This window comes from Conyzicola nivalis, assembly GCF_040548875.1.
Lineage (GTDB): Bacteria > Actinomycetota > Actinomycetes > Actinomycetales > Microbacteriaceae > Conyzicola > Conyzicola nivalis_A.
Map to the genome: position 1 here is coordinate 162,489 of NZ_JBEPSJ010000001.1, position 15,546 is coordinate 178,034.

At 69.8% G+C, this 15,546-nt stretch carries 16 protein-coding genes; 13 read left to right on the top strand and 3 right to left on the bottom strand.

Annotated elements, in window-relative coordinates:
* Window positions 1-78: 78 nt before the first annotated feature.
* Complete coding sequence (locus ABIE21_RS00800; RefSeq protein WP_354022884.1) at window positions 79-1,722, bottom strand: fucose isomerase; 1,644 nt, start codon at window positions 1,720-1,722, stop codon at window positions 79-81.
* 76 nt (window positions 1,723-1,798) lie between these two features.
* Entirely contained in the window at window positions 1,799-2,782 is a 984-nt protein-coding gene (locus tag ABIE21_RS00805; protein WP_354022885.1) for a DUF4862 family protein, read from the bottom strand.
* A 142-nt stretch (window positions 2,783-2,924) separates the two neighbouring features.
* On the opposite strand from ABIE21_RS00805, the gene ABIE21_RS00810 reads away from it, so the two are divergent.
* From ABIE21_RS00810 to ABIE21_RS00850, 9 genes are all read left to right on the top strand, one after another.
* Window positions 2,925-3,929 carry a LacI family DNA-binding transcriptional regulator gene (locus tag ABIE21_RS00810; RefSeq protein WP_354022886.1) on the top strand — a complete coding sequence of 335 codons (1,005 nt, stop codon included), beginning with the start codon at window positions 2,925-2,927 and terminating at the stop codon, window positions 3,927-3,929.
* A gap of 212 nt (window positions 3,930-4,141) precedes the next feature.
* Window positions 4,142-5,068, top strand: a complete 927-nt coding sequence (locus ABIE21_RS00815; RefSeq protein ID WP_354022887.1) for a tripartite tricarboxylate transporter substrate binding protein — start codon at window positions 4,142-4,144, stop codon at window positions 5,066-5,068.
* A 94-nt stretch (window positions 5,069-5,162) separates the two neighbouring features.
* Window positions 5,163-5,717 carry a tripartite tricarboxylate transporter TctB family protein gene (locus ABIE21_RS00820; RefSeq protein WP_354022888.1) on the top strand — a complete coding sequence of 185 codons (555 nt, stop codon included), beginning with the start codon at window positions 5,163-5,165 and terminating at the stop codon, window positions 5,715-5,717.
* Window positions 5,714-7,300: a tripartite tricarboxylate transporter permease gene (locus tag ABIE21_RS00825; RefSeq protein ID WP_354022889.1), complete on the top strand. Its 1,587-nt coding sequence runs from the start codon at window positions 5,714-5,716 to the stop codon at window positions 7,298-7,300. The genes ABIE21_RS00820 and ABIE21_RS00825 overlap by 4 nt, the downstream gene beginning before the upstream one ends.
* Window positions 7,301-7,312: 12 nt before the next feature.
* Entirely contained in the window at window positions 7,313-8,182 is an 870-nt protein-coding gene (locus ABIE21_RS00830) for a dihydrodipicolinate synthase family protein (RefSeq protein ID WP_354022890.1), read from the top strand.
* A 44-nt stretch (window positions 8,183-8,226) separates the two neighbouring features.
* Entirely contained in the window at window positions 8,227-8,406 is a 180-nt protein-coding gene (locus tag ABIE21_RS00835) for a hypothetical protein (protein ID WP_354022891.1), read from the top strand.
* A 119-nt stretch (window positions 8,407-8,525) separates the two neighbouring features.
* Complete coding sequence (locus ABIE21_RS00840; RefSeq protein ID WP_354022892.1) at window positions 8,526-9,554, top strand: hypothetical protein; 1,029 nt, start codon at window positions 8,526-8,528, stop codon at window positions 9,552-9,554.
* An 83-nt stretch (window positions 9,555-9,637) separates the two neighbouring features.
* Window positions 9,638-10,861: a chaplin family protein gene (locus ABIE21_RS00845; RefSeq protein WP_354022893.1), complete on the top strand. Its 1,224-nt coding sequence runs from the start codon at window positions 9,638-9,640 to the stop codon at window positions 10,859-10,861.
* Between the two features lie 153 nt (window positions 10,862-11,014).
* The gene (locus ABIE21_RS00850; protein ID WP_354022894.1) at window positions 11,015-11,404 is read left to right on the top strand and encodes a phage holin family protein; all 390 of its coding nucleotides are present in this window, start codon (window positions 11,015-11,017) and stop codon (window positions 11,402-11,404) included.
* Window positions 11,405-11,464: 60 nt separating this feature from the next.
* On the opposite strand, the gene ABIE21_RS00855 is transcribed toward ABIE21_RS00850, so the two are convergent.
* Window positions 11,465-12,238, bottom strand: a complete 774-nt coding sequence (locus ABIE21_RS00855; RefSeq protein WP_354022895.1) for a formylglycine-generating enzyme family protein — start codon at window positions 12,236-12,238, stop codon at window positions 11,465-11,467.
* A gap of 72 nt (window positions 12,239-12,310) precedes the next feature.
* Here ABIE21_RS00855 and ABIE21_RS00860 point away from each other — a divergent pair, with 72 nt between their 5' ends.
* Genes ABIE21_RS00860 through ABIE21_RS00875 form a run of 4 tightly spaced genes read left to right on the top strand, consistent with a single transcriptional unit; the run spans window position 12,311 to window position 15,529 of the window.
* On the top strand, window positions 12,311-13,543 hold the full coding sequence (locus ABIE21_RS00860; RefSeq protein WP_354022896.1) for a CpaF family protein: 1,233 nt from the start codon (window positions 12,311-12,313) through the stop codon (window positions 13,541-13,543).
* On the top strand, window positions 13,540-14,403 hold the full coding sequence (locus tag ABIE21_RS00865; RefSeq protein WP_354022897.1) for a type II secretion system F family protein: 864 nt from the start codon (window positions 13,540-13,542) through the stop codon (window positions 14,401-14,403). The genes ABIE21_RS00860 and ABIE21_RS00865 overlap by 4 nt, the downstream gene beginning before the upstream one ends.
* Complete coding sequence (locus ABIE21_RS00870) at window positions 14,400-15,338, top strand: type II secretion system F family protein (RefSeq protein ID WP_354022898.1); 939 nt, start codon at window positions 14,400-14,402, stop codon at window positions 15,336-15,338. The genes ABIE21_RS00865 and ABIE21_RS00870 overlap by 4 nt, the downstream gene beginning before the upstream one ends.
* A 23-nt stretch (window positions 15,339-15,361) precedes the next feature.
* Window positions 15,362-15,529 (top strand): hypothetical protein, encoded by a 168-nt coding sequence (locus tag ABIE21_RS00875; RefSeq protein WP_354022899.1) that lies wholly within the window; start codon window positions 15,362-15,364, stop codon window positions 15,527-15,529.
* Window positions 15,530-15,546: the final 17 nt, after the last annotated feature.

The following is a 15,546-nucleotide window of genomic DNA, read 5'->3' on the forward strand; positions in this document are numbered from 1 at the left end:
CAGAAGCGTCTCGACGAGGGCCGGGTCGTCGCGTGTCCCGGTGCGGCCCCGAGGAGACGAGGCCGCACCGGACGTCGGTCAGATCGCGACGTCGCCGACGAGGTGGACGGTGACGCCGAGCGCGTCGAACATGGCGGCCTTCGCCAGCAGCGCGCGGTCGGCGGTCTCGGCGTCGGGCGCGTAGGCGACCTGCAGGTGGTTGGCCTTGTGGCGCGCCATGAACTGGTCGCGGCTCGCGCCGTGCAGCACGGCGTGCATGATCGGCCACTCGGGGTTCGTCGCCTGCCAGCGACGCTCGGTCTCGTCGGCGGGCAGCTCGACGGCCGTGCCGCGGCCGATGTCGAAGTGCAGCGCCCCTTCGGCGATGTAGAGGCGCGACCAGACGAACTCGCCCGGCTTGGAGACTCCCTTGATCGTGCTGCCGCCGAGCGGGAAGTAGACCGGTCCCTGACGCCAGCCCACGGCGCCGTGGTAGCCGCCGGTCAGGTGCGACGGCGGCACGGAGCCGGAGATCTCGAAGACCCAGACGAACTGGCCGTCGTAGTCCTCGCCCCAGCGGATGTCGTGCAGCGTGTTCGCCGGGTCGAGCCCCATCGCGGTCCAGATGCGGTTGGTGAGCAGGGCGTCGACGGCGACGCCCTCGTCGGCCTCGTTGAAGTGGGGGAGCGCCTCGCCTGCCCACAGCTCGCGGCTGCCGTCGCGGCTGAGCACGGGCGGGCGTTCGACGTTGTTGAGAATGCCCTCGATGAGGTCGCTCGCCGGCACCAGGTCTTTGAGACCCTGCTGGTACTGGATGCCGACGGCCGAGAGGCCGTAGTCGTCGCTGATGCGGAGAGCCGCGACGTACATCTTGGCCTGCCAGACGAGCTGTGCCTCGGTGAGCTCGGTCGCCTCGTCGGTGCCGACGACGAACGTCATGCCCGCATCGCGGATCCAGGCGAGGACCGCCTCGGCCTCGGCGTCGGGGACGGTGAGCATCTCGGCGTACAGTGCGCTCTGCGAGAGGCGCTCTTTGTAGATGCCGAGCGGGTTGAGCAGTTCGTCGTCGATGATGGCGTTGTACATGCCCATGCAGCCCTCGTCGAAGACTCCGATGATCGCCTTGCGGTCGAGCAGCTGGCCGGCGAGCGCCTGGGCGAGCTCGGTCTCCGCGCTCGCCGCGAGGGCGGGCAGGGGCCGTACGTGCGACGCGTCGTGCTCGATGTGGCCGGTCTCGAGCCACGAGGCGATGCCGGCGCGGAACCAGTCGTCGCTGAAGTCGACGCTCCAGATCGTGGAGTAGTCGACGCCCATCTTGGTCATGCCGGCGTTGAGGCCGAGCAGCCCCACGAGGCCGGGGTTGTCGCCGACGAAGTTGGCGACGGTGAGTATCGGACCCTTGTGCGTGCGCAGGCCCGCGAGCACGTGGTGGCTGTACTGCCACACCGATTCCGCGACGATGAGCGGCGCGTCCTCGGGGATGTTCGTGAACACCTCGAGCCCGTAGTGCTGGCTGTCGATGAAGCCGTGACCCTTCGCCTCGTCGACCGCGTGCGCACGCTGGATGCTCCAGCCGAGCGCCGCGAACTCCTCGGCCAGTCGCTCCTCCATCGCCTGCTGGATCGGCCATCCGGCGAGGTTCGCCGCGAGCCTGAGGTCGCCGCTGGTGACAAGCCAGGCGGTCTTCGCCTCGAGCTGGGGGCGGGCGAGACGGGTGGGCATCGAATACGGAGCGGTGGCCACGAATCCTCCTTGATTGCGGTCGAATGAACTGCCCGCCGGCTGTCACGGCGGTATCCGACAGCATGCTAGAAATCGATTACACAGTCAACCCGGAGTTTGCGGCCGCCCGCTCGACGGCATCCCTGACCAGGGCGAACGACTCGGCGACGATCGCCAGCGACCCGCGCGAATCGGCACCCGGCGGCGCGTTCACCTTCACGATCGTGAGCCCGCCGCGAGCCGCCGTGGCGAACGACTCGACCTCGGCGGCAGTGAGCAGGCTCGAGCCCAGACCGGCGCCGACGGCGAGCGCACCGGCGGCCGCGACGTGGTTGTCGGCCCACGCCCTCCCGAGCGGGTTGTCTGTCGCGGCGACGCCGGAATAGGCGCGGGCGCCCAGCAGTCCGAGAGCGTCGGCGCGGCGCACGTGATCGACGGCGCTCGCGGTCTCGCGCGTCTCGAGCACCGAGCGTCCCCAGTTGACGCCGACACCGACGCCGGCTGCCGGGTCGAGCGCGGCGAGTGCCCGCAGCTCGTCGTCGAGCGGCAGGAAGCCCTTGACCGGGCGCACTCCCAGCGCCGAGTCGCAGTGCTCGAGCAGCACGCGGGCGCCGCGCCAGTCCCAGCCGGCGATCTCGTGGAGGCTCTCGGCGAGAGCGGCGACGTGCGCGTCGCGGGCGGAGATGTCGACGGATGCCGCGGACTGCACTTCGACGGCGGCGACGACGCGTCGCCCGGCCCGGTCGCTCATCGCTACCGTCGCCGCATGGGCGCCGCGAACCAGCTCGACCGCGGCCCGGCGGCCGTCGGGATCGAGCGACGCGAGCCCGAAACGCCCGTCGGCGCGCGCCTCCATCGTGGCGGCGACCATGGTGAGCACGTGGCTGCCGCCCGCCTCGAGCAGGCGCACGAGCGATGCCTCGTCGGCGACGAAGGTCGCGCTCGCCCAGGGGACTTCGAGCCCGCTGCATCCGGTGGCCTCCATCGCCGCACGCAGGTGCGCGTCGTTCAGACGGGCGTCGGATCGCGCCTCGCGCGGCAGCGACGCGTAGGCGCCGAGCTGGATCGGTGTGCGGGTCATGGCGTGCCTCCGGTCGGTGCGCCCGGCGGTCGCAGACGGTCGCCGAGAACCTGAGCATAAGGTTTCTTGCGGCTATCATCACAAGCAGCCGTGGCGGCCTCTGGGGTTCGCTGGGCGCAATCCGGGAGACGAAGAGGTGACCGTGGTCGCAAAATCCACCAGGCCGAAGGTGGTCGATGTCGCGCGTCACGCCGGTGTGTCCACTGCGACAGTGTCGCGGGTGCTCAACAACAACCCACGGGTCGACCCGGAGATCGCCGAGCGGGTGCGCGCCTCCCTGAGCGAGCTCGGCTACCGCATGAACAGCGTCGCCCGCAGCCTCCGGCGCCAGTCGAACAGCGTGGTCGGCGTGATCGTGCCCGACATCGCGAACCCGTTCTTCACCGACGTGGTGCGGGGGATCGGCGACGCGCTGCGCGACGACGGTTACATGCTGATGCTCTGCAACAGCGACGACGACACCGACCTGGAGGCCAGCTACCTGCGCCTGCTGTCGGCGCAGCAGGTGAGCGGTGTCATCGTCGCTCCCGCGGACTCGCTGCGCAGCGACCTGACCGAGCTCACCTCGACGGGTGTGCCGGTGGTGGTCATCGACCGGCTCGCCGGCACGGGCGACTTCGACTCGGTCGTGTTCGACAACCGCACCGGCGCCGCGCAGCTGACCGCGCGCTTCGTCGAGGCGGGACGGAGGCGCATCGCGCACATCGCGGGACCCGAGCGGACGTTCACCGGTAGCGCCAGACGGGAAGGCTACCTCGAAGCGCTCGCGGCCGCGGGCATCGCCACCGACGGTGCGCTCATCGTCGACTCGGACTACTCGGAGGAGGGCGGCTACCGCGCGGTGCGGGAGCTGCTCGCCTCGAGCACGCCGCCCGACGCGATCGTCATCGCGAACAACGCGATGACCCTCGGTGCCATCCGCGCGCTCACCGAGCTCGACGTCGACCCGGAGACGATCGCGCTCGCGAGTTTCGACCCGGTGCCGTGGAGCACGTCGCAGCGCTACTCGCTCGTTGTGCTCGACCACGAGACGATGCGCATGGGCACGGAGGCCGCCGCGCTGCTCGTGGCGCGCATCGGCGAGCCCTCCCGCGAGCCCGAGATCCGGCGGCTCTCGGCCGGCACGGTCGCGGTCTTCGCCGACTGAACAGATACCGATTACACACCGTTGGCCCGATCGGCTTGACAAGCGAGGGCGGCGGCTCGTAGCATCCATGAAATCGATTACTTGCTCTCTCGCAGACGCACGGATTCGACCATGACACATCAATGAAGACGGGTCAAAGGCCCCAAACGAAGGAGTTGACGGAGCCTGTGAAGAGCACAAGAACAGCACTGGTACTTGTCGGAGCACTGGGAGTGGCAGTCGCCATGGCGGGCTGCACCCCGGTCGCGGAGCCGGCCGAAGAGGGCACCGCGACAGAGACCACGTTTCCCGAGAAGGACATCCGCCTGATCATCCAGGCCAACCCGGGCGGCGGCTCCGACCTCTCCAGCCGCGCGCTCGCGACCGAGCTCGAGAAGGTTCTGGGAGTAAGCGTGATCCCCGAGAACATGCCGGGAGCATCCGGTGCACTCGCGATGGAGTACGTCGCGCAGCAGCCCGCCGACGGCTACGTGATCGGCTTCGGTCCCGTCGAGATCGCGATGCTCAACACCACGCAGAACGCGAATGTGCTTCCCGAGAACTTCGACCTGATCGGGCAGATCATGCTCGCGCCCGGCGTCATCTCGGTCGGCGTCGACAGCCCGTACAAGACGCTCGAAGACCTCATCGAGGCCTCGAAGGACGGCGCCGTGACGGTCGCCAACTCGGGGACCGGCTCGATCTGGGAGGCGGCGACGCTCGGCATCGCGGATGAGACGGGTGCGCAGTTCACGCCCGTGTCGTACGACGGTGGCGCGACGGCGGTCTCCGCCGCCGCATCCGGCGAGGCAGTCGCCGCGGTCTCCGGCGCGGGCGAGGCGGTGGCCCAGGCCGGCGCCGTGCGCGTGCTCGCCGTGCTCAACGACGAGGAGTACTTCAACCTTCCCGACGTGCCCACCGCCGAAGAGGCGATCGGAACAGAGCTGCTCTACGGCGGTTGGGGCGGAATCTACGCACCGGCCGGCCTGCCCGACGACGTGCGCGACGTTCTCGAGTCGGCAGTGGCCGACTCGGTCGAGAGCGACAGCTACGTCGAGTTCCAGAAGAAATCGGGAAACCTCGTGGTCTACCGCAACGCGGAGGAGTTCACGGAGTTCGTGAACAGCCAGTTCGACCTCTACAAGACACTGCTCGGCTAGTCTCCGGCACACCCGACACATCGCGGCGAGGGGTGTGCCGAGCCGGTCGGCTCGGCGCACCCCTCGGTTCGATCCCAGCAGAAAGCGATTCATCGTGACAGAAACTCGCTCGGAGACCGGCGACGAAGCCGTCGTCTCCGACACGGCCGACGCGGACATCGTCGCGCAGCCCTCGCGCAGGCTCGAGATCGTCGCCGCGGCCGTCGCACTCGTCTTCATGGCGGTGTACCTCGTGCTCGTGCTGCAGATCGACCTCCGCCGCGAGACCGGCGCAGGACAGATCGACGCCCGGTCATGGCCCACGATGCTGGGCGTGCTGGGCGTGGTGATCGCCGCCTGGCGGCTCGTCTACGCGTTCGTGCGCCCGCCGGCCGATCGCGACGACCTGGAGAGACTGCAGAAGGGCGGCATGCGCCGCCTCATCTCCACCATCGTGCTGACCGTCGTCTATCTCGCGCTGTGGCAGGTGCGCTCGATCGTGGCGTTCGGCTACAACATCGAGCTGTTCGTCTTCATCACGCCGTTCTTCCTGTTCGCTCTGCTCTACGTCTACGGCGCCCGCAGCTGGAAGACCTTCGTTCTCTTCCCGGTCATCACGACCGCCTTCATCTATGTGCTCTTCGGAATGCTCCTAAGGATCCCCCTATGAACGCCTTCGCCGACGGAATAGCGTCGCTGCTCGACCTGCAGGTGCTCCTCGGTCTCCTCCTCGGCCTCGCGCTCGGGTTCCTCGTCGGAGCCTTCCCGGGAATCACGGCGACAATGGCCGTCGCCCTCGCGGCCGGCTTCACGCTGACCCTCGAGCCCGTGCAGGGCCTCGCGGTACTGCTCACGATCTACGTGGCCGCGAACTTCGGCGACCGGGTGCCCTCGATCCTCGTCAACACCCCGGGCACCCCGGCGTCGATCGCGACCACCCTCGACGGGTACCCGATGGCGAAGCAAGGCAAGGCGGGTCTCGCGCTCACCGTGTCGGCCATCGTCTCGGCGATCGGCATTCTCGCCAGCCTCGTGATCTTCGCAGCCTTCGCCATCCCGATCGCCACGATCGCCCGCGACTACTTCAAGTCGCCCGAGCTGTTCGCCCTCGTGATCTTCGGCCTCACGATCATGATCAGCATCTCGTCGAAGTCGATTCTCAAGGGCGTGCTCGCCGGCGTCTTCGGCCTCGCGCTCGGCACCGTAGGGGTGTTCCCCGCGACCGGCGACCAGCGACTCACGTTCGGCAGCCTCGACCTCTGGGACGGCTTCAACTTCATCGCCGTCATCATCGGCCTGTTCGGCATCGCCGAGCTCTTCGACCAGCTGCTCACGCACCACGCGAGCAAGATCAAGCCGATCTCCAGCCTCGGCCGCTACTGGCCGACCAGGGCAGAGGTCAAGCGCATGGGGCGCCCGCTCGGCGTCAGCGGTCTGGTCGGCCTCATCGTAGGACTCATCCCTGCCGCCGGCGGCGACATCGCCGGGCTCATCGGCTGGGACCGCGCGAAGCGCATCTCGAAGCACCCCGAGGAGTTCGGCAAGGGGTCTATCGAGGGCATCACCGCCTCCGACACGGCGTCGAGCGCCACTCTCGGCGGATCGCTCACGACGACTATGGCTCTGGGCGTTCCGGGCGACTCGGTCATGGCGGTGATGATCGGCTCCATGATCATCTGGGGCATCACCCCCGGCCCCGACCTGTTCACCTCGCGCCCCGACCTCGTGGTCAGCATCACGGGCATCATGCTCGTGGCGACCATCCTCTCGCTCGGCCTCAGCCTCGTGCGGATGAAGGGGATGGTGAAGCTGCTCGACGTTCCGCAGCACTACATCTGGAGCGCCATCCTGATCTTCTGCATCATCGGCACCTACGCGACCACCAACAGCTTCTACACCGTCGGCACCATGCTGGTCTTCGGCGTCATCGGCGTGATCATGAAGCGCACCGGGTTCCCCGCGGGCCCGGTCGTGCTCGGGCTGCTGCTCGGCCCGCTCGCCGAGGAGAACCTGTCGCGCACCCTGTCGATCCTGCCGACCAAGCCGTTCCTCGAGGTCGTCAGCCCCATCGCGATCGCGCTGCTCGCGCTCTCCGCGCTGTCGCTGCTGCTGCCGATCATCCGCCGCGCGCGCGGTCCGAAGGGCGAGCGGGGCAAGACCCTCGCCCAGTCCCTCCTCGACGCGGAGGTCGCCGACATCGACGCCGCGAAGAACGACACACGCGCATCCGCATCGACCACCCCCGAGAAGTAGGGCTGAACCGCAATGAGAACCAGAGAAATCCTGACAGCCGTGCCCGTCGCCTTCCACGAGAACGGCGACCTCGACCTCGACGGCTCGCGTGAGATCCTGCGCTACGTCGCCGCCTCGGGCAACGAGGGCGCGTTCGTGCTCGGCACGACGGGGGAGTTCCCCTCGCTCACGTTCGAGGAGCGCACCGCGCTGGTCGCGGCGAGCATCGAAGAGCTGTCGCCCCACATGCGCGTGGTGGTGCATGTGGGTGCGGCCAGCACGCACGAGGCGCTGCGTCTGGTGGCGCAGGCCCGCGAGGCCGGTGCCAAAGAGATCGCGGTGCTCACGCCCTACTACCTCAAGGCGACCGACAAGGCGCTGCTCGACTACTTCACCGCCGTCGCGAACGCCGCCGGCGGGCTCGACGTTTTCATCTACGTCTTCCGCGCCGTGAGCGGCAACTTCATCTCGAACGAGCTCATGGCCACGCTCGCGACCCTGCCGAACGTGGTCGGCGCGAAGGTCAGCGACGAGCCGCTCGAGCAGATCCGTGCCTACCGTGACGTGGTTCCCGAGGACTTCCTCATCTACACCGGCTCCGACCGCGACCTGGGCCGGGCCGCGGACTACGGTGCCCAGGGCGTCATCTCCGGCGTCTCGTCGGTGCTGCCGAAGCCGTTCCGTGCGCTCGCTGCCGCCCACGACTCCGGCGACGCCGCCGAGATCGAGAACGCCCAGCGCAGCGTCGACGAGGTCGTGGATGCGATCGCCGGCAACATGGGGCGGATGAAGGCCGCGTACGCGCTGCTCGGTGTGCGTGGCGGAACCACCCGCATGGCCATCGAGGCGCCCTCCGACGAGGCGCTCGCCGAGATCGAGCGGGTCGTCGCGCTCTATCGCTGACCTTTCCTTCGAGCAGTTAGTCTCGGGCGTGGGCGATCCAGCTCATGTTCGGGGTGGCCATCGTGGTGCCGTTCGTGTCGATCGTCGTCACGGCGGTGCGCCGCGATCGCGACCCCGACACCCGCAACTGGTGGGTCGCTGCCGCAGGGGTGGGGCTGGTCGCGGCGACCTTCGTCGTGTGCGTCGCGCTCGAGGCCGCCGCGGTGAACAAGCCGTTCCCCTGATGCCGTCGCTCTGTGTCGAAACTTTTTCGACTGTACCCCGAAAGCGATGGACGCCGCCTCCTCGAAGTGCTTAGCTAAAGGTGAAAACTTTTCTTGCGTTCTGGGGGAGGAGCGTCGCTGTGGACACGTCACACTCGCGATCGCCCCTGCCCGTGCTGCGCATTCTCGTGCTCGCAGCATCCGCCGCCTTCCTGTGGTTCGTCGCCTCGCTCTTTCTCGGGTCGAGTTCCGCCGCCGCCTCGCACGCCGACGAGCGTTCGCCTCTTGACGGTGTGGCATCGCTCGTCGGGTCGGTGACAGCGCCAGTGACGGCCGCCGTGACGCCGGTCGTCGCGACGCCGGTTGCGGTCGTCGTCCCCGTCGTCGAGGCGGTTGCTCCGGTCGCCGCTCCGGTGGTCTCGGCCGCGGTATCCGCCCCCGTCGCGGCTGCGGTCGCGCCCGTCGTGAAGCCGGCCGCAACCGTCGTCTCCACCGTCACCGCTCCGGCTGCCCCCGTCGTCACCACCGTCGTCGCCCCCGTGCTGGCTCCGGTGGTCGCGACGCTCACACCGGTGGTGGGTGCACTCGCGCCCGCTGTAGCCCCGCTCGCCCCCGTCGTCGCACCGCTCGCTCCGGTCCTGGGCCCCGTGATCGCACCGCTCGCGCCCGTTCTGGGCCCCGTCGTCGCCCCGCTCGGCCCCGTACTCGGACCGGTCGTCGCACCGCTGACGCCCGCCGTCGACGTGCTCACCCCGCTGCTGTCCGGGCGCGACCCGGCCGCCCGCACTCCCGGCGTCGCAGCCGCGCTGGCCTTCGTGCAGCCGAGTACAGACGGCTCGAACGCGAGAACGACGGATGGCGCGGCGTTGGCCAGTCTAGGCCGGGCACTGTCGGCGCCGGCGAGCGGCGCTTCGATCGAGGCATCCACGCTCGTGACGCCTTCCGGCGGTCTGCCCTCACCCCTGCCCGGGGAGTCACCCGCCGACCCCGCCCTTCCGGCCGCCAGCTCGGGCGGTGCCGCGGGCGGCGGAGGCGGCTGTGCCTCGGCGGCCGGCGACGACCCCGCTCGCTTCTCATTCGACTTCGCTGTATCCGGGATGCGCGCCCCGCTCTTCGACGACGAACTCCCGTCGTCGCCCACTTTCCCCTCGGACACTACTCCCGACTGAGTGGGTCGTTCCTGCCCGGACGCAGGCACGATCACCGCCTCCCCACGGAGGCAACAACCACTCAATCAATAGGAGTAACAACCATGTCTACATTCATCTCACGGGGGCTCTACCTCGTGCTCTTCACCGGGGGGCTCACGCTCCTCGGGGCAGGCGTAGCGAACGCCGCCGACACCACCGGAGACGACGGGCTGCTCTCGGGCACCCAGATTCTCGCGCCCGTCACCGCTCCGGTAACCGCCGTCGGCAACGCGATCACCGTGCTCGGCGACGCGGTCGCCGCGCCGGCAGCGGCGCCCGTCGTGGCGCCGGTCGAGCCGGTCGCGCCGGTCACACCCGTCGCACCGCCCGTCGCAGCTCCCGCGCCGGCAGCGACCAGCGGTTCGGACTCGGTGCTTGGGGGAACCCAGACGATCGTCGAGGCGACGGTTCCGGTGACCGTGCAGGGTAACGCAATCAGCCTGCTCGGCGACGCCGTCTCGTCGGGGGCCACGGCCCCCGTCGTGCCGGTGGCCGAGCCGACCCCGCCGGAGACGGCACCCACCACCTCGGGTTCCGACAGCATCGCCGGGGGAACGCAGGTCCTGCCGGACATCGCCATCCCGGTGACGGTCGGCGGCAACGCGATCAGCCTGCTCGGCGACTCGTCGTCGACGGGCGCGGCAGCTGCGACGGTTCCGGCCGCTCCGGCGACGGGTTCCACCGGTAGCGGTGCGACCACCTCGGGTTCCGACAGCATCGCCGGGGGAACGCAGGTCCTGCCGGACATCGCCATCCCGGTGACGGTCGGCGGCAACGCGATCAGCCTGCTCGGCGACTCGTCGTCGACGGGCGCCATGGCTCCGACTGCAACCGAGGGTGCAAGCGGTGGAGCAATCACGACGGGGGGCGACGGAATCCTGGGCGGAACACAGATCCTCCCGGCGATTGCCTTGCCGGTCACGGTGGGCGGTAACGCGATCAGCGTTCTCGGCACCGCGACCGCAGGAACGTCCGGCCTGCCGGCCACGCCCGTGACGCCGACCACGCCGGTCACGCCGACCACGCCTGTGACGCCGACCACGCCGGTGACCCCGGTCGCCCCGGTGACGCCGACCGCGCCGACTATACCGACCACCCCGTCGGCGACCGTGACGGTGGCGGCCTCCGATGGAACCACGGCCATCGGCTCCAGCTCGTCGTCGGCTCTCTCGGCGCAGCGGCTGGCCTACACCGGTGTGGACCTCGCGCCGGTTCTGGGCGTCGTCGCCGCGCTTCTGGTCGCGGGCCTCGCCCTCGCCCTTCTGGGGCGTCGTCGCCGGGTCTAGTCGACTGAGCGCGCGGTGACGGCCGGGCATTCTTCTGGGGGATGCCCGGCTTCGCCGCGCCCGCGAACACAGCCGGCGGTCGCAGACGAGGGTCGACAGCGCGGCGTACCGGCCAATAACATTCGAGCATTACCCCGAACGGACGGCACCCCCATGATTCGCTTCCTGATCTCGGCCGCCATATTCCTCGGCACCTCCGCCGCCGGCCTGCTCATCGCCGGCTGGCTCATCGACGGGGTCGAGCTGCAGCCCGCCGGCTTCATCGTGGCGGTGCTGGTCTTCGCCCTGTGCCAGGGCGTGCTCGGACCGTTCGTCTTCAACGTCGCGCGCCAGTACGCCTCCGCGGTACTCGGCGGGATCGGCCTGGTGACCACGCTGCTGTCGCTGGCGATCGCCTCGCTGTTCGAGGGCGGCCTGCACATCACCGGCGTCACGGCCTGGATACTGGCCTCCCTCGTCGTCTGGCTGGTGACGGCCCTCGGCGGCTGGATCCTCGGCGCGATCTTCATCAAGCGCAGGGTCGAAGCGCGCAAGGACCGCTGAGTGCGCTGCTTCGCTGAGCTTGCGGTGGTGCGCGGCGAACGCCCGTAGCGGCTGGATGCCTCAGCCGAGCAGCTCTCGCAGGGGAGTCCACCCGATCGGCAACGGTCCGCGGATGTCGGCCCGTTGTCGATCGGCAGCGGCCGACCAGCCCTGGGCCTCGACCGCCCCGCGTTCGCCGACCGCGCCGCGCGCGACCCGGAATCCCACGTCTTCCAGCACCGCATCCGGAGCGCTGCCACGGCGCACCGAGGCGCGACAGCTCCACGCCTGGTCGGCCCAGCCGCCGCCGCGCAGCGCCCGGTAGTCGCCGTAGCGGGCGGTGTCGGCGTAGTCCCAGCACCACTCCCAGATGTTGCCGATCGTGTCGTACAGCCCGAAATCGTTCGGCAGCTTGAGCGCCACATCCCGCGGACCGTCGATGCCGTCGGCCGCCGACCAGGCGATCTCGTCGAGCGGCCCGTAGGTGGGTGTGGCCGTGCCGGCGCGGCAGGCGAACTCCCATTCGGCCTCGGTCGGCAGGCGGTAGCCGTCGGACCCGGGATCCCAGGTGACGGCACGGCCGTCGATGGAGTACGCCTCGGTCAGGCCGGCGGCAACAGATGCGTCATTGCACCAGCCCACGGCCGCGAACCAGGTCACGGCATGGGCGGGTGCCAGCGGCGAGGCGGTGATGTCCGTGGCATCCGCTGCCCTGGCGAACTCTGCGAGCAGCACGGGTGTGGCGCGGATCGCGAACGGCTGCAGCCGCACTTCACGAGCGCCGTCCGTGCGCGCGTCCCTCAAGGTGATGGAGCCGCCCGGGATCTCGCTGAAGCTCTCGTGGTCGACGCCCATGGCTCGAGCGTAGGGCACGCCCGGTTGTGGATAACTCGCGCGCGAGATCCGCCGTCCGAAGAAAATGTCAGGATGTCGCACGCCGAGTCGATCATCACCGACCAGGTCCGCGAGCGCGTGCGGCGCGACGGCGTCGACCTGCGCACCGACCGCGAGCTCGCCGGACGGTACGTGCGCGACGCCGTGCAGCGCTACAGCGAGCGGGCGCTCGGCGGATCGGTGCCGCTGCTGGCCGACGAGGCGCACACGACCCGCCAGATCGTCGCGACGCTCACCGGCTTCGGGGCGCTGCAGCCGTTCTTCGACGACGCCGAGATCGAGGAGATCTGGATCAACGGCCCCGACCGCGTGTTCGTCGCCCGCAATGGGGTGCCGGAACTCACGTCCGTCGTGCTGACCGACGGCGAGGTGCGCGACCTCGTGGAGCGCATGCTGCAGTCGTCCGGCCGCCGCGTCGACCTGTCCTCTCCCTTCGTCGACGCGTCGCTTCCCGACGGCAGCCGCCTCCACGTCGTCATCCCGGATGTGACCCAGGTGCACTGGGCCGTGAATATCCGAAAGTTCACGCAGCGCATCCGCGACCTCCAACGGCTCATCGCGCTCGGCTCGCTCAGCCATCAGGCGGCCGAGTTCCTCCGCATGTGCGTGCTCTCGGGCCAGAACATCCTCGTCTCCGGGGCCACCCAGAGCGGCAAGACCACGATGATCAACGCGCTGCTGTCGAGCGCCAGGGCAAGCGAGCGCATCGTCACGGTGGAGGAGACCTTCGAACTCGACCTCGGCGCGCGCGACCGGGTCGCGATGCAGTGTCGTCAGCCCAGTCTCGAGGGCACGGGCGAGATCACGCTGCGCCGGCTCATCAAGGAGTCGCTGCGGATGCGCCCCGACCGCCTCGTGGTCGGCGAGGTGCGCGAGGCGGAGTCGCTCGATCTCCTCATCGCCCTCAACAGCGGCCTCCCCGGCATGTCGAGCATCCACGCCAACAGCGCACGCGACGCTCTGGCCAAGCTGTGCACCCTCCCGCTGCTGGCCGGGCGCAACATCGACTCGGCATTCGTCGTCCCGACCGTCGCTGGGTGCATCGACGTGGTCGTGCACTGTGAGATCGGCCGCGGGGGACGCCGCCGTGTGGTCGAGATCGTCGCCCCGAGCGGGCAGGTCACCGGGGCGGTCATCGAGACCAGCACGATCTTCGCGCTCGACGGCGACCAACTGGTGGCGACCGGAGGGCATCCGACAAAGACGGCGAAGTTCCGCACCGCGGGTTTCGATCCGGCGTCGATACTCACCAGAAGCCGCCTATGACTCTCATCTGGGGTCTCCTGCTCGGCATCGGCGCGCTCCTCGTCATCTCGCCGGTGCTCTGGCCCGCCACCGCTCTGCCGCGCGCGGACTCGTCCGGGCCGGTGGACGTGCTGCGCGTGCGTCTCGTGCAGGCCGGGCTGCCCCGGGTGTCGGTAACCACCTTCGCCGTGGTCTCGGTCATCCTCGCTCTGCTCACCGCGGCCGTGACGATCGCCCTCATCCCGGTGACGGCCCTCGGCGTCGCGGCTGGAGTGGTGGCGCTCGTGCTGCCCAGCGTGCTGGTGACGAGCCGATCGCGTTCGCGACGCCGTGCGACCAGGGTCGTCTGGCCCGACGTCGTCGACCATCTGGTGTCGGCGGTGCGGTCGGGGCTGGCGCTTCCCGACAGCGTCGTGACCCTGGCGCACGCCGGGCCGCCCATCACCCGCGAGGCCTTCGCCGGCTTCGAGACGCAATACCGGGCGACCGGTAACTTCTCGCTCTGTGTCTCCGAGCTGAAGGAGCGGCTCGCCGACCCCGTGGCCGACCGCATCCTCGAGACCCTGCGCATGTCGCGTGAGGTCGGCGGTACCGAGCTGACGACCGTGCTGCGCAATCTCGCGGCGTACCTCCGGCAGGAGGCGGCGATCCGCTCCGAGGTCGAGGCGCGGCAGTCGTGGGTGATGAACGCGGCCCGTCTCGGGGTCGCCGCCCCGTGGATCGTGCTGCTGTTGCTGGCGACCCGCCCGGAGGCGGCAGTCGCCTACAACACGGCGGCGGGAGGCGTGCTCGTGATCGCCGGCCTCGCCGTCTCGGTCGTCGCCTACCGCATCATGGTCGCTATCGGCCGCATCCCCGATGAACGGCGATGGTTCCGATGAGCCCCGCCATCGCGTGGGCGGTCGCCTGCGGGCTCGGCCTCGGCTTCGGACTCTGGCTGCTCGTCGCACTGACCCCGCGGCTCAGCCGTCCACGCCTCATCGACCGGGTCGCACCGTACGTGCTCGACGTGTCGCCCGGCGCCCGTGAGCTTGTCGCCCGCCGCACGGCGGACCCCCTCCCCGTGTTGGGCCTCGTGTTCGCGCCGCTGGTCGGGGCGTTGCGACGAGGCCTGGGCGTGCTGCTGGGCGGGCCGGATGCCACGGCTCGCCGCCTGCGGCAGGCGGGGTCGCAGCTCACGGTCGAGCAGTTCCGCGGACGCCAGCTGCTGTGGGCGGCAGTCGGTGCAGTCGTCGGCGTGCTCGCCGCCATCGCGGCCGCCCGTTCAAGCGCCGTCCCCCTGATCGGGCAGCTCGGCATAGTGCTCGTCTTCTCTGCGAGCGGTGTCGCCCTGCGCGACCACCTGCTGCAGCGGGCGGCGAAAGCCCGGCTCGCCCGCATGGCCAGCGAGCTGCCCACAGTGCTCGAGTTCCTCACGCTGAGCCTGTCGGCGGGGGAGGGCATCCTCGATGCGACCCGGCGCATCGCCCGCATCAGCGGAGGAGAGCTCGCGGGCGAGCTCGGCCGCGCCATCGCCGACGTCAATACGGGCCTTCCCTTCGCCGACTCGATCACCGCGGTCGCGCGCGACCTCGACCTGCCGCCGTTCACCCGGTTCGTGGAGCAGGTCACCGGGGCGCTCGATCGTGGCACACCGATCGTGGAGGTGCTGCGTGCCCAGGCGCAGGACTCCCGCGACGACTCCAAACGCCAGCTGCTCGAGCTCGCCGGCCGCAAAGAGGTGGCGATGCTCGTTCCCGTCGTCTTCCTCATCCTCCCCATCACGATCGCCTTCGCGATCTTCCCCGGAATCCTCGTGCTGCAAATGGGCCTGTAGCGCGCGACAGAAGAGAGGCAATCATGTTCGCAAACCTGAGACGACGACTCGTCGACGACCGCGGCGACGTGCCCGGTTGGGTGCTCATCACGCTGATGACCGCCGGCCTGGTGATCATCATCTGGGGGATCGCCGGTCCCGCGCTCAGCGCCGTCTTCCAGCAGGCGATCGAACGCGTCACCGGGTTCTAGCTCGTGGAGTCCTGAAC